Here is a 16,901-nt window from a genome sequence, read left to right on the forward strand (position 1 = left end):
TATTAAGGAGGATTATATCATGCAAGAAAATCTGAACGAAAAAATTAGCGGATCTGCTTCAGAACATCATGATAGTGATGCCGCCCATCTAGCATCACTTGGATATGAATCTGAATTTCGCCGCGATATGAGTCCGTGGGCAAACTTTTCGCTTGGGTTCACTTATCTTTCTCCTGTAGTCGGTGTTTACACACTATTTGCATACGCACTTGCGCAAGGTGGCCCACCAATGATTTGGAGTTTTTTCATCGTAGGACTCGGACAATTACTAGTCGCACTTGTCTTCAGTGAAATTGTTGCGCAATACCCTGTTGCAGGAGGAGTTTATCCTTGGGCACGAAGATTATGGGGGCGCAAGTGGGCGTGGATGACTGGCTGGGTTTACTTAATGGCTTTGCTTGTGACGATTGCCAGTGTTTCGTATGGAGCTGGACCTTATCTGGCACAGGTTTTAGGTGTTGAGTTATCGGTAAACTCTACGATTCTTTGTGCATTAATTATTCTTGCACTATCGACCATCATCAATTTTCTTGGCACAAAGGTTCTCGCAGCTGCAGCAGTAATTGGTTTTGTTGCTGAACTCATCGGTGCGCTTGTAGTTGGTTTTTGGTTGCTGATCTCAGAACGGCATCACGGCCTTGGAATACTCTTTGATTCTTTTGGTGCTCAAGGTAGTAATAGTTACTTATATGCGTTTGCTGCAGCTGGATTAATTGGAATTTTTCAATATTATGGATTTGAAGCTTGTGGTGATGTTGCTGAAGAAGTACCGAATCCAGGTGTTCTTATCCCAAAGGCAATGCGTCGAACAATTTACATTGGCGGTGCAGCCGCAACTTTTGTTTGCCTTGCATTAGTACTTTCAGTTGCCGATATCCCAGCGGTTATCGCTGGTGAGGACGTAACACCGGTTGAAACATTACTAAACCAAGCGTTTGGTCCTGTTGGCGCTAAGATTGTTCTGGGGATTGTGTTGATTTCATTCCTTTCATGTGCAATGAGTTTACAAGCGGCAGCCAGCAGACTTGCCTATTCCTATGGACGTGATGACATGATTGTAGGAAGCCGATTATTAAAGAAGTTTTCAAGTGCTCGTCACATACCGCCTTATGCGCTGCTTCTTGCAGCTATTGCTCCAGCCATTATTGTGCTTGGATCAAAAGTGTCTACAGATGCGCTCACAAAAGTAATCAGTTTTGCTGCACTTGGCATTTATCTTGGATTCCAAATGGTGGTCCTTGCTGCACTTCGAGCCAGACTAAAAGGATGGAAGCCAAGTGGTAAGTATCAATTGGGCAAGTGGGGGCTGCCTGTCAATATTGGTGCACTTGTCTACGGAATCATCGCAATAATCAACATGTGCTGGCCAAGAACGCCAGATGCAGCTTGGTATGATAACTATATCGTACTCCTTTCGGGAGTTATAGTTGTTGTTGCTGGTTTACTGTATATGATGATTCATCGTAGCTACGGACATAGCAAAATGCCGTATAATGATGCGATACCGAAAACATATATATCTGATCAAAACAAGCGTAATGACATGTCAATGTAGGTTAGTTGCTAACTCATATTAGAGTGACTTACTAACGGATCCACTAAATATAATTTATATTAAAAGAACGGTGCTGAAAAGCACCGTTCTTTTGCCCATAATTCTCAACCATAATAATCCATAAAGCATTAAAAATTAACGTAATATTTTTAAAAACCGCACCATACATCTGTCACAGACTGATTGCCTTTACACCAACCAATTCATAATCATAATTTTCTTTGACTTATAACTCCTCAATACCTATAACACTATATTTCTCGCTATTTACAGCAAGTTTTAAAGATTCATTACTTAAATCATGTGTAGTTTCAATAATCGCATTTTTATCAACTAAGTTTACCTCTACATTTATTACTCCCTCAAGGCCTGCTAATGCTTCATTTACATGTCCGGCGCATTTTTCACATTTCATACCTTCGACGAATATTTTCTTTTTCATCTCTTTTTACCTCCAATAATCATTTCTATTAAACTATTTCCATTTAACATTTTCTTTTTTTTCTTCATCAACAATCAATGTAAATACATCAGGTCGTGAGTAATGGCCAACTGGATCAAAATCTAATTGACTATACGCGATATCCCGTAGGTCAAGGTCAGCAATCAGGATATCCTCTTTCCCATAGATCGGTTCAACTACATATTCCCCTAATGGCCCAACAATAGCACTGCCACCTGAGCTCATAATATCAGGTGAAGACTCTAATTCGTCGTAACAAGCCAAATCAACAGGATACATATTTTTTGTAACATATTGATTACATGATAAAACAAAGCATCTACCTTCCATTGCGATATGTCGAATTGTTGATTGCCATGATTCTCTCGCATCCGCTGTTGGCGCAATATATAGTTGGATTCCTTTTGCATACATGGCCGCTCTAGCTAACGGCATATAATTTTCCCAACAAATTAGTGCACCTATCTTTCCATATGGTGTGTCAAATACCGGAAGAGTACTTCCATCGCCTTCTCCCCATACTACTCTTTCGGCAGCAGTTGGTTTTAATTTACGATGTTTACCAAGAAGTTTTCCTTCAGGGCTAAAAAATAGAACAGTACAATAAAGAGTTCCGCCACTAGTTTCTTGATCTCTTTCAATAACACCAATTACTAAATAAACTCCCGCTTTTCTTGCTGCCTCACCTAACAACTCGGTTGACTGGCTAGGAACTTCAATCGAATTGTCCCAGTATCTGAACCAATCCTGGCGCCCTTCTTTCGTCCTTGAGCCTATTTTTGAACCAAAAGAAAGACCCCTTGGATAGGCTGGAATAAAGGCTTCCGGGAATATGACAATTTTTGCTCCTTTTTCTCCTGCCTCATGAGTCAGTCTTATTGTCTTATCAACAGTTGCATCCCGGTCCATAATAACTGGTGCAGCTTGAACGACAGCAACTCGGACAATACTTAGATTTTCTTGCATAGCGAACGCCTCCCTTTATTGAGTTTGGAAAGAAGATATATTACTAGATAATTAATTCATTCCTATTATAAAAATAATCCCATAAAAAGGACCATCCAATCCCCTAGTATTTACATCATCCACTATAAGCTTTTTTTAATTAAAGATTAAATGTTCTATTAACTACTAACCACCAATTTGTCATATAATAAAAAAAACACTGGGTAACGGCAATTACCCAGTGTTTTGATCACATTCTTATTTTTTTGGTGCAGCAGGTGCTGCTACAGGCTGTAAGGCTGGGAAGTAACTATTAACCGCGTGATCTTTCTTCTTAAAGTTATCCTTCTCGTCATATACAGCCTGCTTTGCTTTTTCTATCTCATGAATTAGTTCTTCCAGGTTTACACCCTTCTTGACTAATTCTTCCGTTGCAATTCGGATCGCTTCATTGGATGCAACTTCAGATTTTCTAAGTGAATCCATTGAGCCTTGTGGATTATGGAATCCAGCCGAACTCTCGGCGGCACAGATATCCCAGAACCATTGTCCTTTACGAACCGCTGCTTGAGCCTGCTTAATTTTATCGTCACTTACTCCACTAATAATCATTTTATTGACATAATAATGAGCAGTAATTGAAACGTCTTCAGCATTGTGTAACGCTTCCATATGAGTGTCTTGGATTTCCGTTACACGATCTTTTAATTCATCAATCTCACGATTTGTATGACAGGTTCCACATGATTGCTCCATTGTTTTAAGTGGAGAAGTCCACCAGTGTGAAGTGATTTTCTTTTTACCGTCAACACGTTCATATGGCATATGACAGTCTGCACATGAAACACCTGCTTTTCCGTGCGGACCTTCCATATGAGTTTCGAAATCAGGATGCTGGCCTTTTAGCATTGGAGTTCCTGAAATGTTATGAACCCAGTCTTTTTCAAAGCCATTTTCTTTAGCTGTCGTTTCATAATATTCATACATATCTTCCGGTTTAAAACCATTTGCCCATGGGAAAGTCACTTCTCCATTTTTAGCAGCAAAATGGTATTCTACGTGACATTGTGCACAAACATAGCTTCTCATGTCATTTTTAGTTGCCTTAGAAATATCAATTCCTTGAGATTCCATTCCTTTTGTAAAACTAGGGCGGGTAATACGTAATTCCATTGTTTGTGGATCATGGCAGTCAGTACAGCCGATCGGTGAGTGACCCATGGCTTCTGCTTTTGGCCAAATGTCCTTATTAAAGTTTCCACCCCAATAATCGTCACCCATTTCCTCAATCATGTGTGGAACAGCTGTAGATTTACAGGTTAAACAAGATCCGATTGATTTGTCAGTGATACGGGCAGTTTCACGAATATCTACGTTCGCGTAGGCGTGGCCGCGGTCTTCCGTATACTGTGTGGCAAATCCATATCCATTAAAAAGAATTGGCAAATATGGCTCTTTATCATGATCATATTTACTACGATTAATAGAACCTGCATATTTCGTATCTTCCATTTTTTCTGTTTTGTAGAAGCTTTTATATTGAAGCGGAAATAAATCCTTAAACGCTTCATTGCTAATTTCATCTTTTGATAAGCCGGTTTTTAACCCTTCAGTTTTCTTTGCCTCTTCAGCTCCTGAGCAACCTGCAATCAGCATGATGACAGCGATTAGGGTCAAATAAATCCAATGAAGTTTTTTGCTAACCATTGTTCATTGATCCTCCCTTATTTTCTAATAGCTCTCCCGGTTTTGGTACCTTGTAGAATTCTTCTGTTTTAAAGCCTTTTCCGTGCGGTACTGACTGGTGACAGACCGTACAGTTCTCTTTTGCATCATGTGAAACATTTTCTAACGTGCTCTTATGGCAGTTAATGCAATTGGAATTGATTGCTTCCTTTGAGCCAGCAGTCGGATGCAGAACACCTGGAATTTTTTCTTCACCAAATGTGTTGTAGTAGACGTGCCCTAATCCCGACTTCGCTTTGAAGGTATATTTGCTCACTAAAGAATCGTGTGGTAAATGGCAGTCTCCACAAGCTATCTCTGCATGGGTAGAATCTGTAAAAGAATCATGAGCATTGTTCATGATATGACAGCTCTTACAAAATTCACCAGAGTCAGTATAGGCTAACGTCTTTGCCGTTACCACTGATGCAATAATTCCAACAAATAATCCAATCAACAGGAGCAATCGTTTATCAATTGCCAGAAATTTTTTCAACATGATTTCACCTCCCTTGAAAAATAAATATCTATTAAAACACCAATAAAGTGTTCTAACCAAAATAGTGAATCATTGGCTTAATTTACCTTTTTAAGATTAAGGCTGTGTTAAACTTGACTGTTGATTGCAGCGAGAGGCGCTTGCTTTCCGCGGGGCGGGCGGTGATCCTGTCTAGCTTGCAGCGGCTAGGGGCTCGGGGTCATAAGCCAATCCGTCAAGAAGGTCAAAGAACGACCTTCATGCCGGCTCGTCTTATGCCTGTCGCCCCTGGGCAAGCCGCTTCCTCTTTTCCTTCTCCTCGGAGCTAAAGCTCCTGTGGGGTCTCACCTGTCCCGCTGCTCCCGCAGGAGTCAAGCGCCTTCCGCTCCAATCAACATTGTGTAAAAAAATCAACACTGAGCTTAAACACAGCCAAGATTAAAGTAAATAGTAGGATTGCAACAGTAACGAAGCCTACCACCTAAAAAGGTGGCAGACATACCCCTATCATTCGTTTCTATTGGAATCCTGCCAAAGAGTTTGGCTTCCCTCTTCATCCTCTAGTAGGAGGGCTGTTACCTTGTCCCCTTTTTGAAAATGACGTGTACTGCCAGGTAAAACCATCAGTGTGTCGGTTTTCGCTAGACTCAATACTGCATTCGACTTGTCCATTCCAACTGGTCTTGCCATCATCTCGCCATTTTCAAAAAACAGCTTACTTCGAACAAATCTAGTAAATGGATTGACTTTTGGAAAATCGCTAGCAAGGGAAACCGTTTCAAACTTTAAATAAGGATGATCACTATAGAGCATTTTTCGAATAATAGGTCTTACAAACAACTCAAAACCAACATAACTTGCTGAGGGGTTGCCGGATAAACCAAACAAAAGTTTTCCTTCGAGTGCAGTAACTGTCGTGACGCTACCAGGCCGCATCGCCACTTTATTAAACAAGACCTGCCCCGTTAATCTCTTGTAAATATCGGGCATCAGATCATAATCCCCCACCGATACCCCACCGGTAGTAATTAAAATATCGACCTTATTTAACGCCAACGAAATCGCTTCATAACAGGTTTCTATTTCATCCGGAAGCTTACCAAAGTAGATGGGTTCTGCCCCGATTCTTTTTGCTTGTGCTTCAATCATATAAGAATTGCTATTTCGAATTTTGCCATCCTGTAACGGTTCATTCACATCAAGAAGTTCAGAACCTGTAGCGAAAATTCCGATTCTCGGCTTGACTGCAACAGGAACTTGAGAATATCCGAAAGTAGCAAGGACTGCTTTTACTCCCGGATTTATTCTTGTCCCTTTTTTAATTACGATTTCACCACATCTCGTTTCTTCAGCTTGATAGGAAAGATGTTCCCCCTCCTTCAACTGTCGCTTAATCGAAATATATTTTTCTCCTTTTTTAGTAAACTCTTTAACTAATTCGAGCGCGATGACAGCGTTTGCCCCTTTAGGGGTTTTAGCCCCGGTCATAATCCTTGAAGCTTCAAATGGACCCAGTTCATTCTTCGGAACCATACCGGCCGCAAGCTCCTCTACTACTTTAAATTCTAAAGGAAATTCAGAAGAAGCAACTTCTGTATCCTCCGCTCTTAAAGCAAAACCGTCATAACCGGAACGTGTAAACATTGGTATGTCATGAGTAGCGATAATATCTTCAGCCAAATAGCGGTGATCACAGTCCTCAATTGGAATCAGTTCTTTCTTACCACCCAGTTGGTGGCCCATCACTCTTTTTACCGCTTCGCCTATTTGGATAGGCCTACGTAATTCCAACAATCATTTCACCCCATTTAATTTAACCGTTACTATTTCTTTTCTTATTCCTTACATACACCCACCAAGCAATTGGAAAAAGAAGAAGATTTAAAATACAAAGCAAAATAACATTTACATAATTTTGATAAAAATACTGATGGACCAAATATTGAGTAAAAATAATGTTAAGCATTAAAATTCCACATAATAAAATGATACTCATATCATTACGCTTCATAACGTTTCACCCTCACTGCGTAAATAACGCCATTCTCCACATTTACTTGTATTTCAGGTAATTGACGACGAGGTGGCCCTGCTGTTGGGGCTCCAGTTTCAGCATCAAATTTCCCATGATGACATGGGCAAATCATTTCTCCCTTTTCCTTGTCCCAAAATACAGGACAGCGAAGATGTGTGCATGCATTTTGGTATGCAACAAATTTGTTATCGGATAGACGAATTAGAATAGCATCATCATGTTCACCCGGAAACTTAAAGTCTACCGAGTCCCCAATTGCAAGGGATTTTATATCCGTAATTTTTTTATGCTTATATTCCTTTTCACCTAGACCTGCAAGCTCCTTTGCAGCCACTCCTCCCCAAGGAAGGGAAGATACAGCAAATACCCCTGCAGCCCCTACTAACGTTTTCATGAATCCCCGGCGATCAAGCACACGTTCATTATTGCGGTTAATATTATGAGTGTAATTATCTTCATCAAAAGGGATTTTATTATTTTTATCGTTCATGGTAATCCCACCTTAGTAAATTTTTGCTATTCCTTGTAAAATACCCGGAAGATTTACTTTCACATTCGTTTCTCCCTCTAAATAAGGTAAGCTTGTTACCCATTTTCCATTATCAAGATGAAACTGTTTTTGTTTTCTATTAATCTCTTTATCTGTTAACCATTGCAGTGTGTTGGTCGGACATGCACTTGCGCACATTGGCGGAATGCCATCCTTGCTCCGGTCAATACAAAGATCACATTTATACATTAAGTTTTGTTCTGTATCAAATTTCGGAACCCCATAAGGACAAGCAATCGTACAGTTTTGACATCCAATGCATTTTTCCACAAGTGCGGATAATACCGCACCTGTTTCATGAATTTGAATAGCTTGGGCCGGACAACTTCTTGCACAAGCAGGGTTGACACAGTGAAGACACATAAGCGGCATCGTTTGCCGATCGACAAGAGGATTTACGTCGTATACATAATTTCTGTTCCGTTCCTCATGCCCGCCGCATTGAGTACATGCGGCCAAACAAGAACGGCAGCCGATACAGTTTTCCAGTTCAAGATACAGCCTCTTGTTCATCTATAGCGCCTCACTTTTTGCTAGTTTTTCAATCTGAGCTGCACAAGCTTTAAATTCCGGCATTTTTGAAATGGGGTCTAGTGCTGGGTTCGTCAGGATATTTGCAGCTAATTCAAAATCCCAATGGTATGGAACAAATACGGTATCTTTACGGATAGCTTCTGTAATTTTTACTTTATAGATAACCTCACCACGACGTGTGAACAAACGTACTCTTTCTTCATGCTGAATACCATACACTTTGGCTGTTTCCGGATGTACCTCAACAAACGGTTCGGGGCACATATCTTTCAAAAATGGGATTCTTCTAGTTTGATTGCCTGATAGATAATGGTAGACAACCCGTCCGGTTGTTAAACAAAGTGGATACTCTTCATCCGGTTCCTCAGCAGCAGGGACATATGGAAGAGCCAAAATTTTAGCTTTTCCATCAGGAAAATAAAACTTTTTATCCAAGAACATATGAGGTGTACCAGGATCATCCTCTTCCTTACATGGCCAAAATACGCCATCTTGTTTTTTAATCTTTTCCCAAGTAACCCCATAGTAATCCGCCTTACCGCCTTTAGAGGCTAGGCGCAGCTCATTAAAGACATCCTCCGATGTTTTTAAATGAGAGAAGTATTTTCCACGACCCAAACGTTCCGCTAATTCCACTTGTATCAGCCAATCTGGCTTGGATTCTCCCAGTGGCATTTGAGCACGATTGATTTTAATTACACGACCTTCAACATTTGTTGTTGTTCCTTCATCTTCTGACCAGGTCGTCGTTGGCAGGACAACATCTGCGTATTCCGCTGATTCGGATAGGAAGAAATCGGATACTACCATAAAATCAAGTTGTTTAAATACTTTTCGGACATAATTAGAGTCAGGTGCTGAAACCACAGGATTGGAGCAAAGCAGGTACATCGAACGAATGACCTTTTTCTCCATTAAGCCAAACAATTCAAAGGCAGATACTCCTTCGCCTGGCATCTCCTCAGGGTCAATTCCCCACACCTTCGATACTTCCTTTACATGCTGTGGATCGGTAATTTTCCGGTATCCAGGTAATGCATCCGCTTTTTGACCATGTTCCCTTCCACCTTGACCGTTTCCTTGACCTGTAATCGTTCCAACCCCTGCTTTTGGCCGGCCAATATTTCCGGTAACAAGAGCTAGATTGATATAGGCTGAAACGTTATCAACGCCTTTTACTTGTTGTTCAATTCCTCTTGCGAACAAAAGAATTGCATTTGGTGCTTTTCCGTAGAGTTCTGCAGCCTTGATAATTTTTTCAGGTGCAATACCTGTAATTTGACTTGTGTATTCTGGTGTAAATTGTTTGACCAATTCTTTTGTTTCTTCAAAACCGTTCGTATGGTTTTGAACGAACTCGTCATCCACATGACCGTTTTTTATCAAGAGATGGAGTATTCCATTGGCAAGTGCCAAGTCCGTTCCAGGCCTTAAATCAAGATGAACATCAGCTCTTCTTGCAACAGGGGTCTCCCTTGGGTCCACAACAATCAAATATCCCCCTCTTTCTTGGACTGCCCACACGCGGAACATCATCGTTGGATGGCAGTCAGCCGTATTGCTTCCTGCTAAGAATAAGCAATCAGTTTCTGGGATATCAGTCCAAGGCACTGTTGACCCTCGATCAATTCCTAAAGAGCGATTGATCCCGCTGGCTGCACTTGCCATACAAAAACGTCCGTTGTAATCAAGATGTTTTGTTTGCAGGGCTACACGGGCAAACTTCCCATTTAAGTAGCATTTTTCATTTGTCATTGAAACCCCGCCATATACGGAAAGAGTATCCTTACCATAAGCAGCTTGCAGTTCCTTGAATTTTTTCACAATTAAATCGTAAGCCTCATCCCAGCTCGCTTCTCTGAAGCCTTCCTTTGTTCCTTTTAAAGATGCATCATCTCGGATTAATGGCTTTAATAATCTGGCATCTAGGTTGGTCTGTTGGTATGCTGTAACACCTTTTGGACACATTTTCCCTAAGGTAACCGGCCAATCATATCGAGGTTCAACCCCGATAATTTTATTCGTTTTTGTACTCACTCTTAAATTCATTCCACACTGCATCGCACAATAGCAGCAATGGGTTGGCACTAGGGTTTCATCGGGATGATTCACATTTTCAATCTCTTTAAAAAATTTATCTCGCGGATTTTTAAACTCAGACTTGTGCATGTTGATTAGCCTCCTTAATCTTTACCTGATGAGTGGGAAATCCTGAAAATTGTGCAATTCTGTATTTGCGTCGACATGGAAGACAAAGTTCTCCAAGATGGACCCCTTCACTCGTTTTAAACTCGATTTCATTTATACTTAATACATGAATGACATCTTGAGCTTGTTCTGTTGAAACAAAATGCTCTCCACAAACCTTACAGTCTTTCATTCCTTGTCCTGCATAATGTTCACGATAATTTCTTGCAAGAACACTCATTGGGCGAAACGGAATATGCGCCAGCTTTCCAAATGGCAAATAAATTAATGTTATGATTACGGAGTATTGATGAATAATAGACATGATCGGTTGACCTGCACCATGTAAAAAAACATTCATAAATGTTAACAATAAACCTGTAAGAGAAACGAAAAGCAGCATATATAACGGCATAAAATCATAGATAAATTTTTGTTCTGCACGTGCCTGCATATTTTTCAGCCGTCTGTAAAGAGCCATTGAAACGCCAGTAATGACCATGATTGCCGTAATATTAAGTGCATTATAGAAAACAAAAGCAATCAATCCGTCAGCCTTGACCTTCATTAAATCGATTCCCATCGTTACAACTGTATAATAGCCATTTTCATCCATTGTGAAATACATCCATCCAAACACTAATGGAAAGGTAACAAAACAAGAAAGGATACATCCCCAGCCGATTAACAAATGCTGAGTCCATCTGTAAATCCCTCGATTCCAGATAAATTTATGAGTTAGAAGGTGCTCAACTGAAACTGCGGGTGTTTTCTTTCGTCCAAGAAGCTTTAAACCTTTTTTTATCAAGATTTTTGTTGGCGGCCTTTCGCCCCATGATATAAATCGGTAAAAGAACCCACCCAAAAAAACGATAGTACCAACCATGTATCCATATAAATTTAAATCAATATGGGTAAACATCCTTGTACCAATAAAAGATAGAATGATAAGTCCACACACTGTTAAGAACATATTTTTTGCAAAGTGTGAAGCAAATGCATGGGTCGTTGATTTCTTTAAAATCTTTTCTGACGTATTGTTCACTTTCAAAAAAACTCCTCCCTTTTCAAAATAAATACCAACCATTTTATTTTTTAGCCCTTATCCTCTCAAAGATTACACTCTGTTTATTTTGACAAATGTGCCGTTCGTCACATCTTAAATCGACGTCGAAAATTGTTAAAAATAAATTTACAGAACTAAAAATCTTGAAAATTGGACCTTTTCAACCTTAAAAAGTGGATTAGAATCTTTAAAATGGGACATAAAGCGCTTATTTTGCTTGACAGGAACATAGACAAAACGATTTAATTTCAATAAGCTGTTTCATCATATTAAACAAGGCTGCGTTAACAGGCAGCCAGCATATAAAAATAAAATAAAAAATGATGGTGAAGATTATGGAATGGAAACCGGAGAAACGAAGTGATATCCCAATTTATCAACAAATTGCTAATTACATTCAAAAGAGGATTGCCTACGGAGAATATCCACCGGGTACGCTCCTTCCCTCCGAAAGAGCATTAGCTAAAGAGTTTGGTGTAAATCGAGGAACCGTTGTTACGGCGTACGATGTGTTATATTCCAATGGGATGATTGAACGGATTAAGGGGAGTGGAACAAAGGTCCATACAGATGTGTGGGGATTAACTCGCTCAAGAATCCCTAACTGGGACTTATATATCGAACGAGGATCATTTTTGCCTAATCTTCCGTTATTTCAACATATTCGTGGAGAAATTCATGGGAAAGACCTTATTAATTTTGCTAGCGGTGAATTAGCCAATGACTTAATGCCTTATGACATCTTTAAAGAGATTCTTTCAAAAAATGAATTTCAACAATCGCTGGGCTATGAACATCCTCAAGGCAACCTTAGTCTCCGTCATAATATTGTTAACCATTTAAAAGAGTTTAGGAACATTGAATGTTCCAGTCAGTCTGTATTAATTACATCAGGTGCTCAACAAGCTTTGCATCTCGTAACTCAATGCTTATTGGATCGGGGAGACGCGATTGCATACGAAGATCCCTCTTATGCGCATTCACTGCCAATATTTCGTTCAGCTGGTCTAAAGACATTTAAACTCCCTGTTGGCAAGAATGGAATGAACCCAGAGGATATACTTTATTTGTATCAAAAATATAAAATTAAGATGGTGTTTCTAAACCCTATATTCCAAAATCCAACTGGAAGCATTTTATCTTTAGAAAAAAGAAAACGAGTGCTGGAAATATCAAAAGAATTAGGGATTCCAGTCGTAGAAGATGATCCTTATAGCCTTATGTCATTTTCTGACCACCTAAACACTACAACACTTAAATCTCTGGATGAAAGCGGAAATGTTTTGTATATCAGTTCATTTTCTAAAATTGCGGCTTCCGGGCTTCGTATTGGGTGGATTGTAGGGCCTGATAACGTCATTCAACGTTTGGCAGATGCCAAGCAGCAAATTGATTTTGGTCATAGTATTTTTCCACAATGGCTTGCTGCCGAGTATTTAAAATCAGATTCATTTGAAACAAATTTGAACTTTTTAAAGGAGAAGCTTATTCACAAAAGGGATACTCTCTTATCCATTTTGGAGGCAGAACTATCGGACCATCTATCTTTTCAGGTACCAGAAGGCGGAATACACTTATGGTGCCAGTTAAAAAATAATGTGAATGAGTATCATTTACTTGAAGCGGCATTAAAAAATGGAGTAGCTTTTGTTCCAGGATCTTTGCTTGGCACTAATAGTGGATATATACGGCTAACGTTCGGACGAGTGGAATCCAGTCTAATTGAAGAAGGGATCTTAAGACTTAAAAAATCATTTTTGCAACTAACAAATTAACAATAAAAAAACTTCACTCATCAGAGTGAAGTTTTTTTATGCACCTTTTCGTTATCCCACTGGATTATTTATTTCTTCTATTGACTAAGATTAAGAGCACTGAAATCATAATAAAAGCGACAAGCGCAAGGAAAGGGATTGTTATAAAACCGAGCCAGTTAATCCAAGGATAATCACAAGGAATTCCTTGTGCACACGGTTTGATGGGGGCAAATCCAGGGACTTTTTCTAGTAAATAATGATAGAGCGATGTCAGTCCACCAACGATTGAAAATGGCAAAACATACTTTGTAATCTTAATATCACTTGTAAACGCTGCGATTCCTAAAATTACGGATAATGGATACATCTCAATTCGCTGATACCAACATAGTACACAAGGCTGAAACAGTCTAATTTCACTAAAATATAAACTTCCCAGCGTAGCAACAACAGCCACTATCCAAGCGAAGTAAAGGTATAGTACGGATCGATTTGGGGACATTATTCTTTTAAGCCCCTTTCTATAAGTTCTTTAATATAGTCATAGTCATATGGATCTTCGACCATAGTTCCATTGATGACAATGCTTGGTGTTAATTCCACCTTAGCTTCACTCACTAATTTTTCATCTTGTAGTACAGCAGTTTCATATTTCTTATCTAAAATGTCTTGTTCAAGCTGATTAAGGTCGATATGCGGGACTGTGTTACCCGCAACCTCCATAACCTTGTCGATAGTTAACCATTTCTCGTCATGGGTATCTCTTTCAGGTTGTTCTTTGTATAGTGCTTTACTAAAATCCCAAAATGCTTCACTATCTTGATTCCACACTGCTTCTCCCGCTAATGCTCCTAAAAGTGACTCATCCTCGTGGAATAATACATTAATATAGGAGAAGCTAATTTTCCCTGTATCGATGTAGTCTTTTTTCAGTTCTGGAAAAATGTATTCAATCCACTCTTTACATGCAGGACATTTATAATCCCCAAATTCCACTACAGAAACAGGTGAATCAAGGTTACCTATGGTTGGTTGATCTTCAAATCGTAAATCTTTATTAAGTGTACTGTCACCACTACCAACGTTTTGACTGTTTTGTTTATTTTGTAAAATAACAATAGCTACAACTATGACCATTACAGCAATTGTAGATATCACGAGTAGTTTCATAGGATTCCTAGTATTCGTTCGTTTCTTGGGGTTCTTGGGGTTTCTTTTCATTTTTTCACCTCATAATAGTTTTATTCTGCCGATTCAATATAGTTCTCTATCATCCCCTATTACCCATCTTATAAATTATTTAAAAATAACGAATCATCCATTATTCAATAGGTGTCCTCATCCACTTAATTTTTTACCCAATAAAAAAGAATCGAATCTTTTAAGAATCGATTCCACTCATTCATTTATAAGTTAATGCTGTTTAAATGATTTAGAAAAAACCACACACTTTTAGAAAGACGTTCTGCAGGTCGAGTCAAGACACTCGTCGTAACCGTGTGGGCTTCATAACCTTCCCAGTACTTTAATTTTCCACAAGAAACTTCCAAATCTGCAGCAGATTTTAATACTATCCCATACCCCAAACCGCCTATGACAAATTGTTTTACCGCTTCTGTTGAAAAAATACTCCTGACTTGAGCCTTCATCCCCTCCCCATTTGGAATAGGGATGTCGGAAGGAATTAGTATTGTGTTTGACGAAATAGGTGCCACAGGCTGTATACCGACAAACTGGTCATTTGAGATTTTCGTGATCCTCAAAGAAAAATGATCCTCAGGAGGTGTTAGGGTGACCCCAACGTCCACTGTCCCTAATCGAACTAATTCCTCGATTTCATTATCGGGTCTGATTTGTATGTCAACCTTAATATTGGAATGATTCTCTGAAAAGGATAGGATGAACTTTGGCAATATATAAGAACCTATCACTTGAGAAGTACCTACCACAATTCTTCCTCGACTTCCTTGTTGAAACTCCTCCATTGTCCGATAGACTTGTTCTTCTAAAGAAAGAATTGTTTCTGCAAATTCTAATAAAGTTAGTCCCGCATCAGTTGCAGTTATATTTCTTCCAACAGTCGTGTATAAAGGTACCCCTACATCTTGTTCCAATCGTTTAAGCATCATCGAAATGGCAGGCTGACTCACATGAATTTCTTTTGCAACCCCGGAAATACTCCCAGAATTTATAACCTGCTTTAGTAATAGCAAGTGTTTTGTATTCAATATAATCACACACCCATAACTTTTTTGTTATATATACATAATTATAATTATATTTGTATTATACAATACTCCATGTCAAAATAAAGGCACCAAACAGAAAAGGAGTATGCAGGATGAACTTTAGAGAAATTAAAGAAGAATTTCCTATATTAAATCAGCATGTCAATGGCTATCCCATAGTTTATTTAGATAGTTCAGCAACCTCCCAAAAACCAAGAGTCGTCATCGAAGCAATTGACTCTTATTATAATAATTTCAATTCCAATGTACATAGAGGTGTACATACATTAGGTACGAGAGCAACGGATGCTTATGAAGGAGCACGAGAGAAGGTTAAGAACTTTATCAATGCAAAAGAAACTGCAGAAATTGTGTTTACTAGAGGGACGACCACATCATTAAACATGATTGCCCAGTGTTACGTTATGGAGTTTCTAAAAGAGGGAGATGAAATCCTAATCACACAAATGGAGCATCACAGCAACCTTATACCTTGGCAGCAGGCAGCTAAGAAAATTGGTGCAGTACTTAAATATATTCCTTTATCACCAAATGGAACTGTTGATCTTATAGATGTTAAAAAATCGATTAATTCAAAGACAAAATTTGTCGCTATTACCCATGTTTCGAATGTACTTGGGACAATTAATCCAGTAAAGGAAATCGCAAAAGTAGCTCATCAACACGGGGCAGTTATTTGTGTTGATGCTGCCCAAAGTGCTCCTCACCTCAAGTTAGATGTTCAAGATTTGGATTGTGATTTTATGGCGATTTCCGGTCATAAAATGGCAGGGCCAACCGGTATAGGAATTCTTTATGGGAAAAAGGACCTCCTTAATAAGATGACTCCCTATGAATTTGGTGGAGAAATGATTGATTTTGTAGACTTATATGATTCGACATGGAAAGAGTTGCCGTGGAAGCTCGAAGGCGGAACCCCCATCATCGCAGGAGCAATAGGTCTTGGTGCAGCTATTGATTTCTTGGAGCAAATTGGACTTGATACGATTCGCCTCCATGAAGAAAAGCTAGTAAACTATGCCTTTCAACAACTATCAGCTATAGAGGGAATTTCAATATACGGTCCGAAACAACCTGAACAAAGAAGCGGACTCATTACATTTAATGTAAACGATGTTCACCCCCATGATTTGGCGACTATTTTAGATTCTGATGGTATTGCCATTCGTGCAGGCCACCACTGTTGCCAGCCGTTAATGAAATGGCTGAATGTTTCCGCAACAGCCAGAGCTAGTTTTTATTTATACAATTCAGAAGAAGACATTGACTCTCTAGTTAAGGGAATTAAAAAGGCAAAAGCGTATTTTGAAACCGTCTTAACCTGATAATTTAATACAATAATTTTCAAAGGAGTAAT

The 16,901-nt window shown here is 39.2% G+C and carries 15 protein-coding genes; 3 read left to right on the forward strand and 12 right to left on the reverse strand.

What is annotated here, in order from left to right; translation table 11 throughout:
* Positions 1-19 precede the first annotated feature (19 nt).
* Positions 20-1,555: an APC family permease gene (locus tag ACI48O_RS10120; protein ID WP_435561680.1), complete on the forward strand. Its 1,536-nt coding sequence runs from the start codon at positions 20-22 to the stop codon at positions 1,553-1,555.
* A 226-nt stretch (positions 1,556-1,781) separates the two neighbouring features.
* Here ACI48O_RS10120 and ACI48O_RS10125 read toward each other — a convergent pair whose 3' ends face one another.
* The 9 genes from ACI48O_RS10125 to ACI48O_RS10165 form a co-directional block, all read right to left on the reverse strand.
* Positions 1,782-1,997 (reverse strand): heavy-metal-associated domain-containing protein, encoded by a 216-nt coding sequence (locus ACI48O_RS10125; RefSeq protein ID WP_435561681.1) that lies wholly within the window; start codon positions 1,995-1,997, stop codon positions 1,782-1,784.
* Between the two features lie 33 nt (positions 1,998-2,030).
* Complete coding sequence (locus tag ACI48O_RS10130) at positions 2,031-2,984, reverse strand: carbon-nitrogen hydrolase family protein (RefSeq protein ID WP_435561682.1); 954 nt, start codon at positions 2,982-2,984, stop codon at positions 2,031-2,033.
* Positions 2,985-3,221: 237 nt separating this feature from the next.
* Positions 3,222-4,670 carry an ammonia-forming cytochrome c nitrite reductase subunit c552 gene (locus ACI48O_RS10135; RefSeq protein WP_435561683.1) on the reverse strand — a complete coding sequence of 483 codons (1,449 nt, stop codon included), beginning with the start codon at positions 4,668-4,670 and terminating at the stop codon, positions 3,222-3,224.
* Complete coding sequence (locus ACI48O_RS10140; RefSeq protein WP_435561684.1) at positions 4,663-5,187, reverse strand: cytochrome c3 family protein; 525 nt, start codon at positions 5,185-5,187, stop codon at positions 4,663-4,665. Before ACI48O_RS10140 ends, ACI48O_RS10135 begins: the two co-directional genes overlap by 8 nt.
* 486 nt (positions 5,188-5,673) lie before the next feature.
* Positions 5,674-6,960, reverse strand: a complete 1,287-nt coding sequence (locus ACI48O_RS10145; RefSeq protein ID WP_435561685.1) for a molybdopterin molybdotransferase MoeA — start codon at positions 6,958-6,960, stop codon at positions 5,674-5,676.
* Positions 6,961-7,166: 206 nt separating this feature from the next.
* Positions 7,167-7,691 (reverse strand): Rieske (2Fe-2S) protein, encoded by a 525-nt coding sequence (locus ACI48O_RS10150; protein ID WP_435561686.1) that lies wholly within the window; start codon positions 7,689-7,691, stop codon positions 7,167-7,169.
* A 12-nt stretch (positions 7,692-7,703) separates the two neighbouring features.
* Positions 7,704-8,264 carry a 4Fe-4S dicluster domain-containing protein gene (locus ACI48O_RS10155; RefSeq protein ID WP_435561687.1) on the reverse strand — a complete coding sequence of 187 codons (561 nt, stop codon included), beginning with the start codon at positions 8,262-8,264 and terminating at the stop codon, positions 7,704-7,706.
* Entirely contained in the window at positions 8,265-10,454 is a 2,190-nt protein-coding gene (locus ACI48O_RS10160; protein ID WP_435561688.1) for a molybdopterin oxidoreductase family protein, read from the reverse strand.
* Positions 10,441-11,445 carry a hypothetical protein gene (locus ACI48O_RS10165; protein ID WP_435561772.1) on the reverse strand — a complete coding sequence of 335 codons (1,005 nt, stop codon included), beginning with the start codon at positions 11,443-11,445 and terminating at the stop codon, positions 10,441-10,443. The genes ACI48O_RS10160 and ACI48O_RS10165 overlap by 14 nt, the downstream gene beginning before the upstream one ends.
* Positions 11,446-11,873: 428 nt before the next feature.
* Here ACI48O_RS10165 and pdxR point away from each other — a divergent pair, with 428 nt between their 5' ends.
* Complete coding sequence (pdxR, locus tag ACI48O_RS10170) at positions 11,874-13,313, forward strand: MocR-like pyridoxine biosynthesis transcription factor PdxR (protein WP_435561689.1); 1,440 nt, start codon at positions 11,874-11,876, stop codon at positions 13,311-13,313.
* Positions 13,314-13,377: 64 nt separating this feature from the next.
* On the opposite strand, the gene ACI48O_RS10175 is transcribed toward pdxR, so the two are convergent.
* The 3 genes from ACI48O_RS10175 to ACI48O_RS10185 all read right to left on the reverse strand — a co-directional run bounded on the left by ACI48O_RS10175 (position 13,378) and on the right by ACI48O_RS10185 (position 15,523).
* Positions 13,378-13,797 carry a disulfide oxidoreductase gene (locus ACI48O_RS10175; RefSeq protein WP_435561690.1) on the reverse strand — a complete coding sequence of 140 codons (420 nt, stop codon included), beginning with the start codon at positions 13,795-13,797 and terminating at the stop codon, positions 13,378-13,380.
* Positions 13,797-14,516, reverse strand: a complete 720-nt coding sequence (locus tag ACI48O_RS10180) for a DsbA family protein (protein ID WP_435561691.1) — start codon at positions 14,514-14,516, stop codon at positions 13,797-13,799. Before ACI48O_RS10180 ends, ACI48O_RS10175 begins: the two co-directional genes overlap by 1 nt.
* Before the next feature lie 185 nt (positions 14,517-14,701).
* The gene (locus tag ACI48O_RS10185) at positions 14,702-15,523 is read right to left on the reverse strand and encodes a LysR family transcriptional regulator (protein ID WP_435561692.1); all 822 of its coding nucleotides are present in this window, start codon (positions 15,521-15,523) and stop codon (positions 14,702-14,704) included.
* Positions 15,524-15,636: 113 nt separating this feature from the next.
* On the opposite strand from ACI48O_RS10185, the gene ACI48O_RS10190 reads away from it, so the two are divergent.
* Positions 15,637-16,869 (forward strand): cysteine desulfurase, encoded by a 1,233-nt coding sequence (locus ACI48O_RS10190; RefSeq protein ID WP_435561693.1) that lies wholly within the window; start codon positions 15,637-15,639, stop codon positions 16,867-16,869.
* Positions 16,870-16,901: the final 32 nt, after the last annotated feature.

The sequence above is a fragment of the Neobacillus terrisolis genome, assembly GCF_051233475.1.
GTDB lineage: Bacteria > Bacillota > Bacilli > Bacillales > Cytobacillaceae > Bacillus_BU.

What these genes read in the sequence shown, in the direction of transcription:
- ACI48O_RS10120 (WP_435561680.1), top strand. Translation starts at nt 20, where the DNA reads ATGCAAGAAAATCTGAACGAAAAAATTAGCGGATCTGCTTCAGAACAT.
- ACI48O_RS10125 (WP_435561681.1), bottom strand. Translation starts at nt 1,997, where the DNA reads ATGAAAAAGAAAATATTCGTCGAAGGTATGAAATGTGAAAAATGCGCC.
- ACI48O_RS10130 (WP_435561682.1), bottom strand. Translation starts at nt 2,984, where the DNA reads ATGCAAGAAAATCTAAGTATTGTCCGAGTTGCTGTCGTTCAAGCTGCA.
- ACI48O_RS10135 (WP_435561683.1), bottom strand. Translation starts at nt 4,670, where the DNA reads ATGGTTAGCAAAAAACTTCATTGGATTTATTTGACCCTAATCGCTGTC.
- ACI48O_RS10140 (WP_435561684.1), bottom strand. Translation starts at nt 5,187, where the DNA reads ATGTTGAAAAAATTTCTGGCAATTGATAAACGATTGCTCCTGTTGATT.
- ACI48O_RS10150 (WP_435561686.1), bottom strand. Translation starts at nt 7,691, where the DNA reads ATGAACGATAAAAATAATAAAATCCCTTTTGATGAAGATAATTACACT.
- ACI48O_RS10155 (WP_435561687.1), bottom strand. Translation starts at nt 8,264, where the DNA reads ATGAACAAGAGGCTGTATCTTGAACTGGAAAACTGTATCGGCTGCCGT.
- ACI48O_RS10160 (WP_435561688.1), bottom strand. Translation starts at nt 10,454, where the DNA reads ATGCACAAGTCTGAGTTTAAAAATCCGCGAGATAAATTTTTTAAAGAG.
- ACI48O_RS10165 (WP_435561772.1), bottom strand. Translation starts at nt 11,445, where the DNA reads ATGTTCTTAACAGTGTGTGGACTTATCATTCTATCTTTTATTGGTACA.
- pdxR (WP_435561689.1), top strand. Translation starts at nt 11,874, where the DNA reads ATGGAATGGAAACCGGAGAAACGAAGTGATATCCCAATTTATCAACAA.
- ACI48O_RS10175 (WP_435561690.1), bottom strand. Translation starts at nt 13,797, where the DNA reads ATGTCCCCAAATCGATCCGTACTATACCTTTACTTCGCTTGGATAGTG.
- ACI48O_RS10180 (WP_435561691.1), bottom strand. Translation starts at nt 14,516, where the DNA reads ATGAAAAGAAACCCCAAGAACCCCAAGAAACGAACGAATACTAGGAAT.
- ACI48O_RS10190 (WP_435561693.1), top strand. Translation starts at nt 15,637, where the DNA reads ATGAACTTTAGAGAAATTAAAGAAGAATTTCCTATATTAAATCAGCAT.